Source organism: Klebsiella sp. Q2 (genome assembly GCF_009900705.1).
In the GTDB taxonomy this organism is placed as follows: Bacteria; Pseudomonadota; Gammaproteobacteria; order Enterobacterales; family Enterobacteriaceae; genus Klebsiella; species Klebsiella quasipneumoniae.
On the sequence record NZ_JAAABE010000007.1, the window covers coordinates 222529 to 241804 of the forward strand.

At 56.3% G+C, this 19276-nt stretch carries 16 protein-coding genes and 1 pseudogene; 7 read left to right on the forward strand and 10 right to left on the reverse strand.

Annotated features, from left to right (window positions below; translation table 11 throughout):
* The first annotated feature begins 24 nt into the window (after positions 1-24).
* Positions 25-1032, forward strand: coding sequence for a carbohydrate kinase family protein (locus tag GT756_RS23325; RefSeq protein ID WP_017900095.1), 1008 nt, complete (start codon positions 25-27; stop codon positions 1030-1032).
* 50 nt (positions 1033-1082) lie between these two features.
* Here the strand turns inward: GT756_RS23325 and GT756_RS23330 are convergent, their stop codons facing one another.
* On the reverse strand, positions 1083-1811 hold the full coding sequence (locus tag GT756_RS23330) for a response regulator (RefSeq protein ID WP_004206359.1): 729 nt from the start codon (positions 1809-1811) through the stop codon (positions 1083-1085).
* A 272-nt stretch (positions 1812-2083) separates the two neighbouring features.
* Here GT756_RS23330 and fdhF point away from each other — a divergent pair, with 272 nt between their 5' ends.
* The gene (gene fdhF, locus GT756_RS23335; protein WP_077625397.1) at positions 2084-4231 is read left to right on the forward strand and encodes a formate dehydrogenase subunit alpha; all 2148 of its coding nucleotides are present in this window, start codon (positions 2084-2086) and stop codon (positions 4229-4231) included.
* Positions 4232-4435: 204 nt separating this feature from the next.
* Complete coding sequence (locus GT756_RS23345; protein ID WP_004206356.1) at positions 4436-5122, forward strand: tetratricopeptide repeat protein; 687 nt, start codon at positions 4436-4438, stop codon at positions 5120-5122.
* A gap of 34 nt (positions 5123-5156) precedes the next feature.
* Here GT756_RS23345 and gltP read toward each other — a convergent pair whose 3' ends face one another.
* A complete protein-coding gene (gene gltP / locus GT756_RS23350; protein WP_004206354.1) occupies positions 5157-6470 on the reverse strand; it encodes a glutamate/aspartate:proton symporter GltP in 1314 nt (437 codons plus the stop codon).
* A 111-nt stretch (positions 6471-6581) separates the two neighbouring features.
* Positions 6582-6782: pseudogene (locus GT756_RS26015) on the reverse strand (hypothetical protein).
* A 100-nt stretch (positions 6783-6882) separates the two neighbouring features.
* Here GT756_RS26015 and acs point away from each other — a divergent pair.
* From acs to actP, 3 genes are all read left to right on the forward strand, one after another.
* Positions 6883-8841, forward strand: a complete 1959-nt coding sequence (gene acs, locus GT756_RS23355) for an acetate--CoA ligase (RefSeq protein WP_160125099.1) — start codon at positions 6883-6885, stop codon at positions 8839-8841.
* 184 nt (positions 8842-9025) lie between these two features.
* Positions 9026-9337 (forward strand): DUF485 domain-containing protein, encoded by a 312-nt coding sequence (locus GT756_RS23360; protein ID WP_004206350.1) that lies wholly within the window; start codon positions 9026-9028, stop codon positions 9335-9337.
* Positions 9337-10989, forward strand: coding sequence for a cation/acetate symporter ActP (gene actP / locus GT756_RS23365; protein WP_032429245.1), 1653 nt, complete (start codon positions 9337-9339; stop codon positions 10987-10989). The genes GT756_RS23360 and actP overlap by 1 nt, the downstream gene beginning before the upstream one ends.
* A gap of 52 nt (positions 10990-11041) precedes the next feature.
* On the opposite strand, the gene GT756_RS23370 is transcribed toward actP, so the two are convergent.
* From GT756_RS23370 to GT756_RS23405, 7 genes are all read right to left on the reverse strand, one after another.
* On the reverse strand, positions 11042-12139 hold the full coding sequence (locus GT756_RS23370; protein WP_004206347.1) for a type 1 fimbrial protein: 1098 nt from the start codon (positions 12137-12139) through the stop codon (positions 11042-11044).
* A gap of 20 nt (positions 12140-12159) precedes the next feature.
* A complete protein-coding gene (locus GT756_RS23375; RefSeq protein ID WP_004206345.1) occupies positions 12160-12711 on the reverse strand; it encodes a fimbrial protein in 552 nt (183 codons plus the stop codon).
* Between the two features lie 35 nt (positions 12712-12746).
* Entirely contained in the window at positions 12747-15338 is a 2592-nt protein-coding gene (locus GT756_RS23380; RefSeq protein ID WP_032426187.1) for a fimbria/pilus outer membrane usher protein, read from the reverse strand.
* The gene (locus GT756_RS23385) at positions 15292-15981 is read right to left on the reverse strand and encodes a fimbrial assembly chaperone (protein ID WP_032426186.1); all 690 of its coding nucleotides are present in this window, start codon (positions 15979-15981) and stop codon (positions 15292-15294) included. Before GT756_RS23385 ends, GT756_RS23380 begins: the two co-directional genes overlap by 47 nt.
* Positions 15982-16040: 59 nt before the next feature.
* The gene (locus GT756_RS23390; protein WP_072096590.1) at positions 16041-16598 is read right to left on the reverse strand and encodes a fimbrial protein; all 558 of its coding nucleotides are present in this window, start codon (positions 16596-16598) and stop codon (positions 16041-16043) included.
* 509 nt (positions 16599-17107) lie between these two features.
* On the reverse strand, positions 17108-17797 hold the full coding sequence (locus GT756_RS23400) for an LrgB family protein (RefSeq protein WP_004206338.1): 690 nt from the start codon (positions 17795-17797) through the stop codon (positions 17108-17110).
* The gene (locus tag GT756_RS23405) at positions 17794-18201 is read right to left on the reverse strand and encodes a CidA/LrgA family protein (protein ID WP_032456851.1); all 408 of its coding nucleotides are present in this window, start codon (positions 18199-18201) and stop codon (positions 17794-17796) included. Before GT756_RS23405 ends, GT756_RS23400 begins: the two co-directional genes overlap by 4 nt.
* Before the next feature lie 105 nt (positions 18202-18306).
* Here GT756_RS23405 and GT756_RS23410 point away from each other — a divergent pair, with 105 nt between their 5' ends.
* Positions 18307-19188 carry a LysR family transcriptional regulator gene (locus GT756_RS23410; RefSeq protein ID WP_004177821.1) on the forward strand — a complete coding sequence of 294 codons (882 nt, stop codon included), beginning with the start codon at positions 18307-18309 and terminating at the stop codon, positions 19186-19188.
* Positions 19189-19276: the final 88 nt, after the last annotated feature.

Here is a 19276-nt window from a genome sequence, read left to right on the forward strand (position 1 = left end):
GTATGACGGCGCGGAGTAGCGATCATGGAACGTAAAGGCATTATTGCCGCAGGCAACATGCTGGTCGATCATGTCCACCAGATCAGACAGTGGCCGGAGCGCGGCTGGCTGGTGGAGATTATGCATAGCGAACGCGCCACCGGCGGCGCGCCGCTGAACGTCCTGCTGACCCTGGCCAAAATGCACGCCGGCCTGCCGCTGCAGGCGGTCGGCCTGATTGGCGAGGATAACGATGGCGACTACATTACCGCCATGCTCGATCAGTACCATATCAATCGCCAGCTCGTGCAGCGCACCAGCTCTGCCCCCACCTCGATGACTCAGGTGATGACCGACGCTGACGGTCAGCGTACCTTTTTTCACTCCCCCGGCGCCAACCGCCTGCTTGACCTTCCGGCCTTTGAGCCGCTGGATGCGCCGCTGAAAATTTTCCATCTCGGCTATCTGCTGCTGCTTGAGAGTCTCGATCGCCCCGACGAAGTGTACGGCACCCGCAGCGCACGACTGCTGGCGCAGATGCGCGAGCGAGGCTATGAGGTTTCCCTCGATCTGGTGTCGCGCAAGGGCGACCCGCGCTACCGCCCGCTGGTCCTGCCGGCGCTGGCGCATCTTGACTACCTGACCATCAATGAACTGGAAGCCAGCGAGTTTAGCGGGCTGGAGATTCGGCTACCCAACGGCGAGCCGCACGTCGCCAATATCGCCAGCGCCGCCAGCGCATTGCTTGACGCCGGCGTGCGCCAACGGGTGGTGATCCACTGCCCGGAGGGGGCATGGGGCGTCTCACGTACCGAAGCCGGGCGCTGGGTGCCGTCATGGCGGCTGCCGCCGGAGGAGATTGTCGGCAGCGTCGGCGCCGGGGATGCCTTCTGCGCCGGCCTGCTGTACGGCAGCCACGAACGCTGGCCGTTAACCGACAGTCTGCAGCTGGCCCACGCCTGCGCCCGCGCCAGCCTGCAGGCTGCCAATGCGATCGACGGCGCCAAAACGCTCACTGAGCTACAGACGTTTATTCAGTTGCAAAATAATTAGAAGGGTTGACTCCCCCAGCAATGGCCAGGCCGGTTAGACAGCTTCCCGCCCTATGCCGCCTTCTCGCTGTGGGTCACGTCGGCGGAAAAGACATAGCCCAGGCCGCGCAGCGTTTTAATCAGCGTCGGCTGATGCGGGTTCAGCTCGATTTTGCGCCGCAGGCGCATGATCAGCACATCGATGGTGCGGTCGAACACCTCGGTGCTTTCGGTATGGGTCAGCGCCAGCAACTGTTCGCGGTTCAGTACCCGGCGGGCGTTCTGCGCCAGCGCCAGCAGCAAACCGTATTCTCCCTGGGTCAGCGGGATCGCCTGCTGCTGCGGGTTATACAGCTCACAGCGGGTGGTATCCAGCCGCCAGCCGTTGAACGTCAGGCCGGCGGCGACGCCCGGCGCCTCGCTGGCCAGCGCCCCGCTGCGCCGCAGCACCGCCTTCACCCGGGCGACCACCACCCGCGAACTGAACGGTTTGGCGATGTAATCATCGGCGCCCATCTCCAGGCCCACCACCACATCGGACTCACTGCCCAGGCCGGAGAGCATCACCACCGGCAGCTCCGGCCGGGTGCGCTGCAGCTGCTGAAGCACCTGCAGGCCATTGGTATCCGGCAGGATCATATCCAGCAAAACCAGCGCGATGTCCGCCCGCTGCGCCACCGTCGCCAGCGCGTCGCCGCCGGTCTGGCAGACCAGCACCTCAAACGCGTGCGCGCCGAGCACATCTCTGAGCAGCTCGCCCATCGCTATGTCGTCATCGACCACTAAAATGACCGGTTTCATCTTTGCCTCTGCCCGCGGGGAGTTAGTGTCAGTCTGATCGATTCTGCAAGGCTGCGCCGACAAATTCCTCTCCCGGTGACATTTTTTCAAGCGCCGTCACATCTCCAGGGTATCGACACGTCAAATCTGTCGACAGGCTGTTTTTCGTCAGCATTTCGCCCAAAAAAGCCGCGTATCATCAAGGAATACCCACAATGAAAATATGGCATAGAAGATGCATAGTGACGGCGCGATAGCGCAAACGCGCCCATTGAATAACTGGAGCAAGACCGATGAAAAAAGTCGTCACGGTTTGCCCGTATTGCGCATCAGGTTGCAAAATCAATCTGGTGGTCGATAACGGCAAAATCGTTCGGGCTGAAGCGGCGCAGGGGAAAACCAACCAGGGAACCCTGTGCCTGAAAGGCTATTATGGCTGGGACTTTATTAACGATACCCAGATCCTGACGCCGCGCCTGAAAACCCCCATGATCCGTCGTCAACGCGGCGGCAAGCTGGAAGCTGTCTCCTGGGATGAGGCGCTGGATTACGTCGCCACTCGCCTCAGCGCCATTAAAGCCAAATATGGCCCGGATGCGATCCAAACCACCGGCTCCTCCCGCGGCACCGGTAATGAAACCAACTATGTGATGCAAAAATTCGCGCGCGCCGTTATTGGTACCAATAACGTCGACTGCTGCGCTCGCGTCTGACACGGCCCTTCGGTTGCAGGTCTGCACCAGTCGGTCGGTAACGGCGCCATGAGTAATGCCATCACAGAGATTGATAACACCGATCTGGTGTTTATCTTCGGCTACAACCCGGCGGATTCCCACCCTATCGTGGCGAATCACGTCATTAACGCTAAACGCAACGGGGCGAAAATTATCGTCTGCGACCCGCGCAAAATTGAAACCGCGCGCATCGCCGATATGCACATTGCGCTGAAGAACGGCTCGAATATCGCGCTGCTCAACGCGATTGGCCACGTGATTATTGAAGAGGATCTGTACGATAAATCCTTCGTCGCCAGCCGTTCCGAAGGCTTCGAGGAGTATCGCAAAATCGTTGAAGGCTACACGCCGGAGTCGGTGGAGGAGATCACCGGGGTCAGCGCCCAGGAGATCCGCGCCTGCGCCCGGATGTACGCCAGCGCCAAATCCGCCGCCATTCTGTGGGGCATGGGCGTTACCCAGTTCTACCAGGGCGTGGAGACCGTGCGTTCCCTGACCAGCCTGGCGATCCTCACCGGCAACCTCGGCAAACCGAGCGTCGGCGTCAACCCGGTGCGTGGCCAGAACAACGTCCAGGGCGCCTGCGATATGGGTGCGCTGCCGGATACCTATCCAGGCTACCAGTACGTTAAGTTCCCGGAAAACCGCGAGAAGTTCGCCAAAGCCTGGGGCGTCGACAGCCTGCCGGCGCATACCGGCTATCGCATCAGCGAGCTGCCGCACCGCGCGGCGCACGGTGAAGTGCGGGCGGCGTACATTATGGGTGAAGATCCGCTGCAGACCGATGCTGAACTGTCAGCGGTGCGCAAAGCGTTCGACGATCTGGAACTGGTGATCGTCCAGGACATTTTCATGACCAAAACCGCCTCCGCGGCCGACGTCATCCTGCCGTCCACGTCGTGGGGCGAGCACGAAGGCGTGTACACCGCAGCGGACCGCGGCTTCCAGCGCTTCTTTAAAGCCGTGGAGCCGAAGTGGGATCTGAAAACCGACTGGCAGATCATCAGCGAAATCGCTACCCGGATGGGTTATCCGATGCACTACAACAACACCCAGGAGATCTGGGACGAGTTGCGGCATTTGTGCCCGGACTTCTACGGCGCCACCTACGAGAAAATGGGTGAGCTCGGCTATGTGATGTGGCCGTGCCGCGATGAGTCCGACGCCGATCAGGGGACGTCGTATCTGTTTAAAGAGAAGTTCGATACCCCGAACGGGCTGGCGCAGTTCTTCACCTGCGACTGGGTCGCGCCGATCGATAAGCTCACCGACGAGTACCCGATGGTGCTGTCGACGGTGCGCGAAGTCGGCCACTACTCGTGCCGTTCAATGACCGGTAACTGCGCGGCGCTGGCGGCGCTGGCGGATGAGCCTGGCTATGCGCAAATCAACACCGCCGACGCCCAACGGTTAGGCATTGAGGATGAAGCGCTGGTGTGGGTGAATTCGCGCAAGGGTCGGATCATCACCCGCGCGCAGGTCAGCGACCGGCCGAATAAAGGCGCGGTGTATATGACCTACCAGTGGTGGATTGGCGCCTGTAACGAGCTGGTGTCGGAGAACCTGAGCCCAATAACCAAAACGCCGGAGTACAAGTACTGCGCGGTCAACGTTGAGCGGATTGCCGATCAGCGCGCGGCGGAACAGTACGTGATCGACGAGTACAACAAGCTGAAATCCCGCCTGCGCGAAAGCGCGATGGGTTAAGGTTCGACGGCCATACCCGATATCCGGGAACCCTCCCCGGTGGCGCTTACGCTTACCGGGGCTACCAACCGAATACCGAACCGTAGCCCGGATAAGGCGCTACGCGCCGCTATCCGGGTATTCACCCCGCTAATTCCCGCCATTTTCTTCTTTTTCGCCTCCCTTTATACTGCGCGCTATGTTCCTTGCTGATAATAAATACAAATGAAATACCTCTTTTTATTTTTACTGGTTTTCACCAGCGGCGCAGCGGTGGCCACCGAACCCGGCAGTCAGTATCAACAGCAGGCGGAAGCCGGCGATCGTCGCGCGCAATATTACCTTGCGGATACCTGGGTCAGCTCCGGCGATTATCAGAAAGCCGAATTCTGGGCCCAGAAAGCAGCGGCGCAAGGCGATGGCGACGCGCTGGCCCTGCTGGCGCAGCTCAAAATTCGCAATCCGCAGCAGGCGGACTATCCGCAGGCCCGCCAGCTGGCGGAAAAAGCCGTTAAGGCCGGCAGTAAATCCGGGGAAATCGTCCTCGCGCGGGTGCTGGTGAACCGTCAGGCCGGTCCCACCGACGTGGCGCACGCCATCACGCTCCTGCAGGATGCCGCCCAGGACAGCGAAAGCGATGCGGCGGTAGACGCCCAGATGCTGCTCGGGCTGATCTACGCCAGCGGTGTGCACGGCCCGGAAGATGATGTGAAAGCGAGCGAATACTTCAAAGGCAGCTCAGCGCTCTCGCGGACCGGCTATGCCGAATACTGGGCCGGGATGATGTTCCAGCAGGGGGAGAAAGGCTTTATCGAACCGAATAAGCAGAAGGCGCTGCACTGGCTGAACGTTAGCTGTCTTGAGGGATTTGATACCGGCTGCGAAGAGTTTGACAGGATCAGTAAAGGATAAGAAAAAGCCCGGCACTCGCGCCGGGCTTTGTGTTTTATTGGGCGGTTTTATCAAACTTGCCCAGCACTTCGCGTTCATACGCCAGCGCTTTTTTACGGTCGAACTTATGCTCCCACTTGGCGATAACCAGCACCGCCAGCGCATTGCCCACCACGTTCAGCGCGGTACGCGCCATGTCGAGGATACGGTCAACGCCGGCGATAAAGGCGAGACCTTCCAGCGGGATCCCGACGCTGCCCAGGGTGGCCAGCAGCACGACAAAGGAGACGCCCGGCACGCCAGCGATCCCCTTCGAGGTCACCATCAGGGTCAGCACCAGGGTGATCTCCTGCCAGATGGAGAGGTCGATGCCGTAGAGCTGGGCGATAAAGATCGCCGCAATGCTCTGATACAGCGTTGAGCCATCGAGGTTAAAGGAGTAGCCGGTCGGCACCACGAAGCTGGTGATCGACGCCGGCGCGCCATAGGCTTCCATTTTCTCGATAATTCGCGGCAGCACACTCTCGGAGCTGGCGGTGGAGTAAGCCAGAATCAGCTCATCTTTTAGGATGCGGATCAGGATCCAGATGCTCAGGCCGCACAGGCGGGCGACAATCCCCAGCACCACCAGCGCGAAAAACAGGATCGCGAAGTAAACCAGCAGCACCAGCTTGGCCAACGGCCACAGCGAGGCGAACCCGAAGGTGGCGACGGTCACTGAAATCAGGGCGAACACCCCGATCGGCGCATAGCGCATCACCATATGGGTGACTTTGAACATGGTTTCGGAGATGGAGCGGAAGACCGTCACCAGCGGTTCACGGTGCGTCGCCGGCAGCGAGGAGAGCCCCAGACCAAACAGCACCGAGAAGAAAATAATCGGCAGCATATCGCCTTTCGCCATCGACGCCACGATGTTGGTTGGCACCAGCGACAGGATGGTGCCCATCAGGCCATGCGCATGGCTCTGCACCTCAGCGGTGGTATTCTGGTATTTCGAAATATCAACCGCCGCCAGCTGCGACATATCAATGCCCGTTCCCGGCTGAAAGACGTTGGCCAGGGTGATACCCAGCACGATCGCCACCGTGGTGATCACTTCGAAATAGATAATCGTTTTGGCGCCGATCCGGCCTAACTGTTTGGCATCGCCCACGCCGGCAATCCCGACCACCAAGGTCGAAATAACAATCGGGACCACGATCATTTTAATCAGATGGATAAAGATATCGCCCGCCGGTGTCAGCAAATTGCTAATCAACCAATCGCGACTTTCGGCGTGGTAATGCAGATAACTGCCCAGAAGGATACCCAGCACCAGGGCTAGCAAAATTTGCCAGGCCAGACTGACTTTTTTTGTTTTCTTCACTACTGACTTCCTCAATGAAAGGCACCATTCCTTTTCGTCATGGTACCCACTGCAGGGGGTATGAATTGTGTTGCGTTGCTTTGTGGGGTTATTTAACGCGCAATATCAGTATCATTTGCACGGCATGCTGCGCAAGCCTTTAAGAACAGGGCTTTCCTCTGCTTTTCTGCATAAAGCAGCGAATTTCCCCCAGTTACCTTGCATAAGTATTTGTAATAAAAAATATTTCACACCATCCATTTCTATAAATTCATTTGCGTAATTATTTCACTTCAAAGTTTCATTTGACGAAATTTCACTCAGTTGAATCATTGCGTGATCTGCCCCCCAATTAACAAACAAAGCTGTCAAAACCCCTACTCTTAACGTTTGTTTGACATATATTTAACAAGTTCAAAGGAGAAAAAAAGCCATGAGCCAAATACACAAACACCCTATTCCCGCTAACATTGCGGAACGTTGCCTGATTAACCCGGATCAGTACAAGGCGCAGTATCAACAATCCATAACCGACCCTGATACATTCTGGGGCGAGCAGGGGAAAATCCTTGACTGGATGCGCCCCTACACCCGCGTGAAGAATACCTCCTTCGCACCAGGTAACATTTCCATCAAATGGTATGAAGACGGCACCCTGAACCTCGCCGCCAACTGCCTCGACCGCCACCTCGCCGAGTGCGGCGATCAAACCGCCATCATCTGGGAAGGCGACGACGCCAGCCAGAGCAAGCACATCACCTACCGTGAACTGCATGCGGACGTGTGCCGCTTCGCCAATGTGCTGCTCGGCCTCGGGATTAAAAAAGGCGACGTGGTCGCCATCTATATGCCGATGGTGCCGGAAGCCGCGGTGGCGATGCTGGCCTGCGCCCGCATCGGCGCCATCCACTCGGTGATTTTCGGTGGCTTCTCGCCGGAGGCAGTGGCCGGACGCATTATCGACTCCAGCTCGCGCCTGGTGATCACCGCGGATGAAGGGCTGCGCGCCGGTCGCGCCATCCCGCTGAAGAAAAACGTCGATGACGCGCTGAAAAACCCGAACGTAAACAGCATTGAACACGTCGTGGTCCTGAAACGTACCGGCGGTAAAATCGACTGGCAGGAAGGCCGCGATCTGTGGTGGAGCGATCTGATGGCGAACGCCAGCGCCGAACACCGCCCCGTCGAGATGAACGCCGAAGATCCGCTGTTCATCCTCTATACCTCTGGCTCCACCGGTAAACCGAAAGGGGTGTTGCACACCACCGGCGGCTATCTGGTCTACGCGGCCACCACCTTTAAATACGTTTTCGATTACCACCCGGGCGATATTTACTGGTGCACCGCCGATGTCGGCTGGGTCACCGGCCACAGCTATCTGCTGTACGGCCCGCTGGCCTGCGGCGCCACCACTCTGATGTTCGAAGGGGTGCCGAACTGGCCAACCCCGGCGCGTATGTGCCAGGTCGTCGATAAGCATAAGGTCAGCATTCTGTATACCGCTCCGACGGCGATCCGTGCCCTGATGGCGGAAGGCGACAAGGCTATCGAAGGCACAGACCGCTCCTCGCTGCGCATTCTCGGCTCGGTCGGCGAACCCATTAACCCGGAAGCCTGGGAGTGGTACTGGAAGAAGATCGGTAACGAGAAGTGCCCGGTGATGGACACCTGGTGGCAGACCGAAACCGGCGGCTTTATGATCACCCCGCTGCCGGGGGCGATTGAGCTGAAGGCTGGCTCCGCTACCCGCCCGTTCTTCGGCGTTCAGCCGGTGCTGGTGGATAACGAAGGGCTGCCGCTGGATGGCGCCACCGAGGGCAATCTTGCCATCGCCGACTCCTGGCCCGGCCAGGCGCGTACCCTGTTCGGGGATCATGAGCGCTTTGAGCAAACCTACTTCTCCACCTTCAAAAATATGTACTTTAGCGGCGACGGCGCGCGCCGAGATGAAGATGGCTATTACTGGATCACCGGCCGCGTGGATGACGTACTGAACGTCTCCGGCCACCGTCTGGGTACTGCCGAGATCGAATCGGCGCTGGTGTCGCACCCGAAAATCGCCGAAGCGGCAGTGGTCGGTATTCCGCACAACATCAAGGGCCAGGCTATCTACGCCTACGTGACGCTCAATCACGGTGAAGAACCGACGCCGGAGCTGTATGCGGAAGTACGTAACTGGGTGCGTAAAGAGATTGGCCCGCTGGCGACGCCGGATGTTCTGCACTGGACCGATTCGTTGCCAAAAACCCGCTCGGGCAAAATCATGCGCCGCATTCTGCGCAAGATCGCCGCGGGCGACACCAGCAACCTCGGCGATACCTCGACTCTCGCCGATCCTGGCGTAGTGGAAAAACTGCTCGAAGAGAAGCAGGCCATTACCATGCCTTCTTAAGTAAGGACCGATTCCCTACACCCTCTCCCCCACCGGGGAGAGGATAAAAATAAGTCCCTCCCCCAGGATTTCACTCGCAGGAACGCCGTCAGCGAACCGTATCCCGGCCTTTAACGCCGGAGGGGCTGCTGTCGCCAGCGTCCGCTGCGTGGATGACGAAAGGGAGACCTCTGGAGACGCTAAGATGAATGAACAACTTTGTCAGCGGATAGAAAATAGTGCGCATTTCAGGGAGCTGGTAGCATCACGGCAACGGTTTGCCGCCATTCTGTCAGTGATTATGTTAGTGATCTATGTGGGCTTTATTCTGCTTATCGCCTTCGCGCCAGGCTGGCTCGGCACGCCGCTGCACGCCGGGACCAGCGTCACCCGCGGGATCCCGCTGGGCATCGGGGTGATCGTCATTTCGTTTGTTCTCACCGGTATTTATGTCTGGCGGGCCAACGGTGAATTTGACCGTTTGACCAAGAGCGTTCTCAACGAGGTAAAAGCATGATCAAGAGAGTCCTGACGGCGCTCGCCGCCACGCTGCTGCCCCTCGGCGTTCAGGCCGCAGACGCCATTACCGGCGCGGTACAGCGCCAGCCGACCAACTGGCAAGCGATTGTCATGTTCCTGATTTTCGTCGCCCTGACCCTGTACATCACTTACTGGGCGTCAAAACGGGTGCGTTCGCGCAGCGATTACTACACCGCCGGCGGCAATATCACCGGTTTCCAGAACGGGCTGGCGATTGCCGGCGACTTTATGTCGGCAGCGTCGTTCCTTGGTATCTCCGCGCTGGTGTATACCTCCGGTTACGACGGTCTGATCTACTCGCTGGGCTTCCTTGTCGGCTGGCCGATTATCCTGTTTCTGATTGCCGAACGTCTGCGCAACCTTGGCCGCTACACCTTTGCCGACGTGGCGTCCTATCGTCTCAAACAGGGACCGATCCGCACCCTCTCCGCCTGCGGCTCGCTGGTGGTGGTGGCCCTCTATCTGATCGCCCAAATGGTTGGCGCCGGCAAGCTGATCCAGCTGCTGTTCGGCCTTAACTATCACGTTGCGGTGGTGCTGGTGGGCGTCCTGATGGTGCTCTATGTCCTGTTCGGCGGCATGCTGGCGACCACCTGGGTGCAGATTATCAAAGCGGTTCTGCTGCTGTTCGGCGCCAGCTTTATGGCCTTTATGGTGATGAAGCACGTCGGCTTCAGCTTCAATAATCTGTTTACCGAAGCGATGGCCGTCCACCCGAAAGGCGCGGCGATTATGAGCCCAGGTGGGCTGGTGAAAGATCCGATATCCGCGCTCTCCCTTGGCCTCGGTCTGATGTTTGGTACCGCCGGCCTGCCGCATATCCTGATGCGTTTCTTTACCGTGAGCGACGCCAAAGAAGCGCGTAAAAGCGTGTTCTACGCCACCGGTTTTATGGGCTACTTCTATATTCTGACCTTTATCATCGGCTTCGGCGCCATCATGCTGGTCGGCGCGAACCCAGTGTTCAAAGACGCGGCCGGGCAGCTTATCGGCGGCAATAATATGGCGGCGGTGCATCTGGCGGATGCGGTGGGCGGCAACCTGTTCCTCGGCTTTATCTCCGCGGTCGCCTTCGCCACTATTCTGGCGGTGGTCGCTGGCTTGACGCTGGCGGGCGCCTCGGCGGTGTCGCACGACCTGTACGCCAACGTCTTCCGTAAAGGGGCGACCGAGCGTCAGGAGCTGAAGGTCTCCAAGATCACCGTGCTGATCCTTGGGGTGGTGGCCATTCTGCTGGGTATTCTGTTTGAAAATCAGAATATTGCTTTCATGGTCGGCCTGGCCTTCTCCATCGCCGCCAGCTGTAACTTCCCGATTATCCTGCTGTCGATGTACTGGTCGAAGCTGACCACCCGCGGGGCGATGATCGGCGGCTGGCTGGGTCTGCTGACGGCGGTGATTCTGATGATCCTCGGCCCGACCATTTGGGTGCAGATCCTCGGTCATGAGAAAGCGCTGTTCCCGTATGAATACCCAGCGCTGTTCTCCATCGCGATCGCCTTTATCGGCATCTGGCTCTTCTCCGCGACCGATAACTCACCGGAAGGGATGCGCGAGCGCGAGCAGTTCCGCGCCCAGTTTATCCGTTCACAAACCGGCATCGGTATCGAACGCGGCCAGGCGCATTAAGCTTCTCCCCCTTCCCCGGCATCGTCCGGGGAAGGGGCTTATTCTGCCCCCGTCAGTTGTAGGTGAAGGTGATCACCCCTGCTGCGTTTGCTGAACCTGCTGTCACTATATTTCCCGTCTTATAATAGTTTGTGGAAAAAGCGAGCGACTGCTGAGCGGCTGCCCCGCCAGGACTGTCGGGATGGGTGAAATAGCTATAGCTGGCATCTGCGCCGTCGTTCGTTACCGTCGTACGGCTCGAGGTATAGAGGCTGATGTCGGTATTCAGCGGCAGCGCTTCGCCATCCAGATTCAACTGGACCCCCACCCCGGTGGCAACATTCTCTTCTGCCGTTAAGGCCATTACGGTGTTATCAGGATTATTCCCACTCGCTTCCGCCGCCACCACCCGCATCGAAACATTGGTTCCCGGCTCGCAAAAGAGATTCATGGACTGCCGCGCTGATCCTACCTTCGTCGCGCTATTAAACTCGCCGGTATTGATGCTGCCCATGGCAAAACTAAGATTATTGCTACTGACATCGCACCCCATCGGGATCATCTGGATGCTGGTGGTTCCGCTGATATGCAGTTGGGAAATCGCTACCGAGCCTGACTTATCCTTTGCCGATACCGTCGCCACCGGGTCGTTAAAGGATAATGTACTATTGCTGGCAATCGCGCCGCCAGTCGCTACCAGCTGCAGCTGATACGCCGGGGTGTAATGTGTGGAAGCGAAGTAATCTAAAAAGCCATTAGGCTCACCGAGTTTAAAGTTGGCATCGCCGATATAATGCACCTGCGAGTCGGGAGTGAAATCATTTGTATCGTTCTCATATTCACCACTGATATTAAGCCACACTTTAACGCGTATCCCGATCCCCTGCACCGAGGTGGTATAGATGTTATCGCCGACCAACGCCCCGGCATTGCTCGAAGACCAGGCAAACACCGCGTAAATTTGCCCCTGGCAATTGAGCATAAACGTTTGCGCGTGATTCATTTTCCCGGAATCGTACAGCACCGTACCCGCGGTATAATTTCCGGCGTTGATCAGTATTTTTTCCGGCAGGTTAGTCATCGAGATATCGCCATAATTTTTCCCCTCACATAACGCCCAGCTGTAGGAGGGGATCAGCACCACAATGAAAAATAAAATAAGCTTTTTCATAAACTTCCCTGTCGAAATCATTATTTATAAGCCACATCAAACGTGGCGGTAAAACCGACAATGCCGGGACTCACCTGGCCATAAGGTGAGTACATCCGTGCCGCCATGGTGAACGTGTGGATGTCCGCTTCGCTATCAAAGGTGAAGAGATACTGGTTATCGGGGCCCAGCGGCTGCTGGTCGGCCATGCTGAGCAGTTGCAAACCAACGCCGGTGGCCCCGCTATTGCCTGTCATATAGTTTTTATAGATCGAAGTATGGGTTTCATCGAAACCAGCCCCACTGAATGTGATCGTCACTGCCGACGCATAGGCGGAACAGTTGGAAAAGAGCAGCTTAACCGGCACGCTGGCGCTGCTCGATCCCGCTTTTCCGGAGAACGTCTGATAGGGAACGGTGCCTAAATCAATACGATTCGACGGCTCCACGGCCACCTCACAGGAGGGCGCTTCGATCGTGCCCGTAACCTTAAAATTGACCGTGCTGTTGCTCTCGTAAGCCAACCCGGGAGCGGAGAGCAGTAAAAGGCTAGCCAGTACACAGCCCCCTGCTCCGCAGTCTTTAATGCTCATATCAGCCCTTTTTTCCTGTTGCGAACGTACGGCCATTATCGGCAGATGGCCTGATAAAACTGAATATTGTCGCTCAGCGTGGTGCTGGAGAAATCATAATGAGCGGTGCACTGCTCACTGCTTTTGTCCCCCCAGCGTGCTAGCAGCTGGCCTTTTTTCTGCAACCCCGTCAGGTAAACCTGCCCCTCATCGCCAACGATATTGCTGCGCGAGACGCTGGTGTTAGGCCGGGCGTTATCGAGGGTCACCAGCGCGCCGAAGGGCACCACCCCGCTGCGGGTGCGCAGTGTGAGCATCGCCTTATAGCCAATTCGCGTGTCATACTGCACTTTGACGATCGCGTTGCGCGTCGGTACCACCGTTCTGGCAACGTTATCCACTTCAGCGCCGGGGATTTCCTGTTCATCCAGCGCCAGGCTATTACGATGGTATGGACGGACGTAGGGCACCACGGCATATCCGGTGGCATCCGTCGTCACGTTTGTCTGGCCGCGCACCGTCACATCGCTGACGCCGGGGGTCTCGACCAGCGCCGAACTCTCCCCCAGAAAGCGTGACAGCGTGAGCCCACCTGAATGGGCGACCATGCCGCCGCGCAGCGAATAGTTGTAGTGATTGCTGTAGCGGTCGTAGCCATAGCCGCCCGCCACGTCGCCTTTTGCCCCCTGGTAGTTGACGCTGAGGTTGCCGGAAGTGCTCTTATCCTGGGTGTTGTACCCTTCCAGCACGCTCCAGTTCAGGGAGCGATCCTCGAACGCTGAACCGTTAAGTCCCACGCTGTGCGTGGTGTCGTTATGGCGGCCATGGTTCATGGTGTAATTCGCGGAGAGTGAGTCTCCCAGCGGAATGCTTAACGTCAGGGAGACGACCGTATCGCTGGCCGGCCGGTTATGACCGCTGTCATCGGTGTTCTGCACGTTGCGGTTATAGGAATAGTTAATAAAGTAGGAGGCTTTGCCGATTGCTCCGCTATAGCCCACCCCGACCGACGCCATGCGCGAGTTGTCCCAGTAGGTTTCATTGATCAGCGACAGCGAAAGTGAGCCATAGCCAAACAGCGTCTGTGACACCGAGGCGTCAAAACGGCCTTTCGTTCTGCCGTTGCTGGTACAGCAGTCATACTGAGTGGAAGCGTTATCGACAAAATCCTGAAACGAATAGTATCCCGCGGTGGAATAGCGATAACCGGCCACGGAAAAGTTGGTCCCGGTCTGGAGAAAACTTTTGCTAAAGCGGACGCGATAAGATTGCCCCTGTTCTTTACTGGTCGATGTGGCCGCGGCGTTGGCGTTGACATCAGCCCATGACTGAGAACCATCAAATGAGAGGGCGCCGATAGTCCCAAGATTAAAACCGGCGCCTAACAGCAAGTTGGTGTATTTATCTTCCGCCTGCTGAAAGCCGCTATAAAGAGTAACGTTGCTGGTCACGCCATAAACCAGAGAGGACTGAATAAAGTTATATTCTTTATCGTCGGAGCTACCTGAGCGCGTTCTGCCACTGCTCAGCGCATAGTCCAGCTGGCCCTCGCGCTGCAGGATCGCCAGCGAGGCGAATGGCACCACAAAGTTTTGCTCGCTGCCGTCAGACTCTTTAATGCTGACGTACAGATCGCCGGCGCTGCCGGTGGCGTAAAGATCTTTTATTTCAAAGGCGCCGGGTGCAACGGTGGTTTTATAAATGCTATAGCCATTCTGATAGACCGAGACCTCAGCGGTGGTACGCGCAATACCCTTGATCGTCGGCGCAAACCCGTGAAGGCTATCCGGCAGCATCTCTTTATCTGAGCTGAGCTGTAGGCCGGTAAAGCTCATGCTGTCGAAGATGCCCGACGACGTATAGGTGTTGCCCACCACCAGTTGACTGCGCAGGGTTTGGATATCGCGGGTGATATAGGAGTATACCGACTCCCAGCGACTGCTATTGTCGCTGTGGCTATAGGTGCTGTAGTTGCGCAGGCGCCACGGCCCCAGGTTCACGCCAGGCTGCAGGCTGATAAACTGGCTGTCGATAGTCGCGCCGTTATGTCGCGGGGTATTGCGCTGCCCGGAAATGCTGTAGTTGAGAATACCGGCGTTAATCCCCTGCTGCCACTGGCTCTCCGGCACATAGTCCCTGGGGCGGTTCAGCATGGCGGCTTGTGGGACGGTAAAATCTATCCGCTGTTGGGCAAGTGAAACCGTAAACGTCACGCCCGGGATCGCCGACAGCTGAGCACAGGTTTTTCCTGCCTCGAACAGCTTCGGATAGGCGGCGGTATTGATGAGCCATGAATGAAGAAACTCCGTAGAAAGACAGGGAGTCACCGTTGCGTTTGCACCAGCGTCAGGGTTATTTACCTGAAACAGGAGCGATTCAGAACCGACATACTTATCATTGATGAAAACATCCAGGTAATAAGTACCCGGCGGTACGCCATCTTGCGAAAAATAAGACAGATCAACTGAAGTCGCACTATTAGCGGTGACTTCGAGTAGGTTTGGGTTGAAATATTCGCCGGCCTCAGCGCAAGTAGGTAGGGTACTCAGGCACAGAAAAATAGCGACGCAGAGACTTTTAGTTGGAAATAGCGGCTCAATGCTACTGAATAAGAGCGGTATATTTCTTCCCTGACATACCATAATCATTAATCACGCTCCATGTGATTTCTTTTTTTCCTGCCGAGGACAGGTTACTCCTGACGGGTATTTTTAAAGTCGAAAACGGGGCTGCAAACCATGCACCAGAAATATTTTTACCGTTAAGACTAACCTGCGAGAAATTCATATACACTGGTGAACTATTTTTTACCGTTAGGGTCGCTCCTTCTTTACCCCATTGTAATTTGTCGGCATAGCTTTCTGGTGTATTACCTTTTAACGCGGCAGGCCGGTAAATTAATTTTATTTTCGAGTTGATAGCAAACTGCACGACATTTTTATCAGGAATATATTCCGTCGCCGGGATCCCTTTAATATTTAGCCAAAACATGGATTCGCGGTCGTCTGGTAACATCTTTCCTGAACGGACAATACGCACAAATCCTTTTTCTCTGGCTTTAAGACGAAATAGCGGTGGTGTAATAATAAATGCATCTTTTGCTGGTGAAGCAGCATCAACCACAGAGAGCCAGGACTGCACGATATTGCTGTTCTGATCTTTATTCTCAACGCTAATAACGGCGTTATTCTTCGTACCATCAAAGACAAGGCGCGTACCGCCAACCACCACGCTGGCTTGCGCGATAGAAGACGACAGCACTAAACCAACCACAAAAAAAGGATATCTCATACGCTTAAATAAGGGGAATAACAGACGATCCCCCTTTCTCCCTTCAATAAAATGCAGAATTAATGATAGGTCACGTTATAAGTTACCGTTGTCTGAACGGCACCCTTTGTCGGTTCACCAGAGCCCGATTTCACCATCTTAACGGTGAACGGAATCGTTGCGGCACCGGAAGAGATATCGACATCGGAACCTTCTTCGTTATTTTTCATCAGGCTACCGGCTTCGTCATACAGCGCCACAGCGACGCCCGTTGCTGCGTCTTCCGTAGCCTGGTTTTTAAAGTAATCGCTATTCGCGGTATCGGAAACCCCGCCGAAAGTCACGCGGGCGGAGTTATTTCCCCCCTCTTCCACCGTCGGGCAATCCGCTAAGCTAAAGGAGAAATTTTTGGCTGCGCCGAAGGTATACGCTTTCAGGTCCGCCACCGAGGTGGTACCCATATCAATGGCAGTCACACCGCCATCGATGGTCGCCGTACAGGTAGTATCTGAAACAATGCCATTAAAGGTAATGGTGTTATCAGCCTGGGCAACGGTAGACAGCGCGCTGCAGGCAGAGAAAATCAGGGCACCTGCCAGAAATTTTTTACTCATCTTCATATTTATTCCCATATCCATTATAAACGACAATCAGTCCGTCAATTGCTTTATGCAGCGATATTAGAGAATGAAATTCAATCAGCGCGGCGTCATGCCGGCATTTACATGCTATCGGCTTGATGACAGGCACTATTATGCAGAAATAAACGACCCACTATGAATCCATTCAATAATACAAGCTCGCGTAAAAAGAATAACTAACACATGGTAAAAATTCAATTATCAACAGATATGCTATTTTTTATACAACGCGTATTAAAAGATTATCGGCGCGACATAAAAAACCTTAAAAATCACTTGGATAAGCAGTTATATAATTCGTGAAAATAATAAAAACACTGAATTATATTTAGATTGCAATTAAATAGCCGACGCCATTGAAATATTTTCTTACAAATTCAGGAGAAACATAAGAATCGACTTAATCTTTTATGATGAGTAATAACGGGTATAAACAAAAACAGGGGAAAATAGTCCACAACTATTCTCCCCCTCAATATTTCATAATATCCGGTTACGGGACCATGTTAAAACAGCAGCCAGCGCACGACCGGCGCAGCCAGCACGACGACCACCCCTGAGAGCATCATCACCAGGCTGGCCACTACGCCCTCCTGCTGGCCCAGCTCATAGGAGCGCGCGGTTCCGGCACCGTGGGAAGCCGCCCCGAACCCGGCCCCTTTCGCCATCCCTTCCCGGATAGCAAGCCGTAAAAACAGCATGTCCCCCACCGCCATACCAAAGACGCCGGTGATCACCACAAACAACGCCACCAGATCGGGTTGACCGCCGAGCGGTTTCGCCGCCGCCAGGGCAAAAGGCGTGGTCACCGAACGCACCGCCAGGCTACGCTGTATTTCGTCAGACAACATCAATCCGCGCGCCAGCCACACGGAACTGGTCACCGCTACCACCACCGCCGTCACCACCCCTGCGCTGAGAGACATCCAGTGGCGTTTGATCACCGCGATATTTTCATAGACCGGGACGGCAAAGGCGATGGTCGCCGGGCCCAGCAGCCAGAGCAGCCAGTGGGTCTCTCCCATATAGCTCTGATAAGAGATATGGCCTGCCACCAGGATCAGCACCAGCAGGATCGGCGTAAATACCAGCGGCATCAACGGCAGTTTATGAAAACGGCGATACAGTTTTTTATTAGCGTAATAGAGGCCCAGCGTCGCCGCCAGACACAGGATGCTTAGCGTGGCATCGCTCATTTATTTATCCTGCTCACTTCGTAACGATAGACCTTGTCAACGACCCAGGCGGTGGCGCCCAGCACCATCAGCGTGCTTAACGCAATCACCAGAAAAATCCGCCAGCCGTCGACCATCAGCAGTTGAGCATAATTGACCACCGCCACCACCGCCGGGACAAAAAACAGCAGCATTTCCGCCAGCAACCAGCGGGCGCCGGCGCGAACCCAGTTCAGGGGGATCACCCGGCAGACGATCAGCAGCAGGAGCATCACCATGCCGACCAGGTTGGCCGGCAGCGGCACCTGCCAGGTGTTCACCAGATATTGCGCGAAGATAAATAACCCGACGTAGAGAAGTACCTGCACCGGGATCTGAAGACGTTGCGCCACGACGGGGACAACGCGAGCTGGCGCGAAGGCCATGAGCGATATTCCTGGAAAAAAGAAGTCAGGGGTGCAGTATAGAGAGCCGCCGACGCGGACAGAAATGAATTAAAATCATCGCAGGTATAGTCTCAGGGAATAATTATGGATATCCGAACGCTGCGCTATTTCGTTGAAGTGGTTCGTCAGCAGAGTTTTACTCGCGCGGCGGAAAAGCTGTTTGTCACACAGCCCACCATCAGCAAGATGCTCAAGAATCTCGAAGATGAGCTGAACTGCACGCTGTTGATCCGCGACGGCCGCAAACTACTGCTCACCGATACCGGGCGCGTCGTTTTTGAACGCGGCCAGGCGATCTTGGGCGAGTTCAGCCAGCTGGAGTCAGAGCTGAGCGATATCAACCACCTGCATAAAGGGGTGCTGCGGCTTGGCATTCCGCCGATGGTCGGGATGCTGATGGCCGAGCCGATCAGTCGCTTCCGCCAGCGCTATCCGGGCGTCGAGCTGAAGATCGCCGAGTTTGGCGGCCTGACGGTCCAGCAGGCGGTCAGCAATGGCGAACTTGATATGGCGATGACCGCCCTGCCTGTCGAGGAGGATAGCAGCCTCACCATTCTGCCGTTGTTCAATCACCCGCTGTGCGTCCTGACGCCAAGAACCGCGGAGTGGGAAGGTAAAACCTCGCTCTCGCCGGCCGAGCTGGCGTCGCATCCGCTGGTTATCTACAACGAGGAATTTGCCCTTAGCCAGCAGCTGATGCGGCTGTTTGCCGAGCATGACGTGAAGCCACGTATCGCGGTGCGCAGCGGCCAGTGGGATTTTCTCGCCGCCATGGTGCAGGCGGGCATTGGCGTAGCGATCCTGCCGGAACCGATTTGCCAGCGTCTCGACCGGCAGAATTTTTGCTGGATCCCGTTGCAAAGCGAGCTGCGCTGGGAGCTGGGGATGATTTGGCGGGAAGGCGTATATATGTCGCGCAGCGCTGAGGCCTGGCTGGCGTGCAGCAAAGCGTTCTGGCTGGAATAATTCCCTGGTGACAACGCGTTCCGCAAGGGAAGGGGTAGCCCGGGTCAGGCGCTTGCGCCGCTGCCCGGGTTTCCCCCGGTCGCGCTAA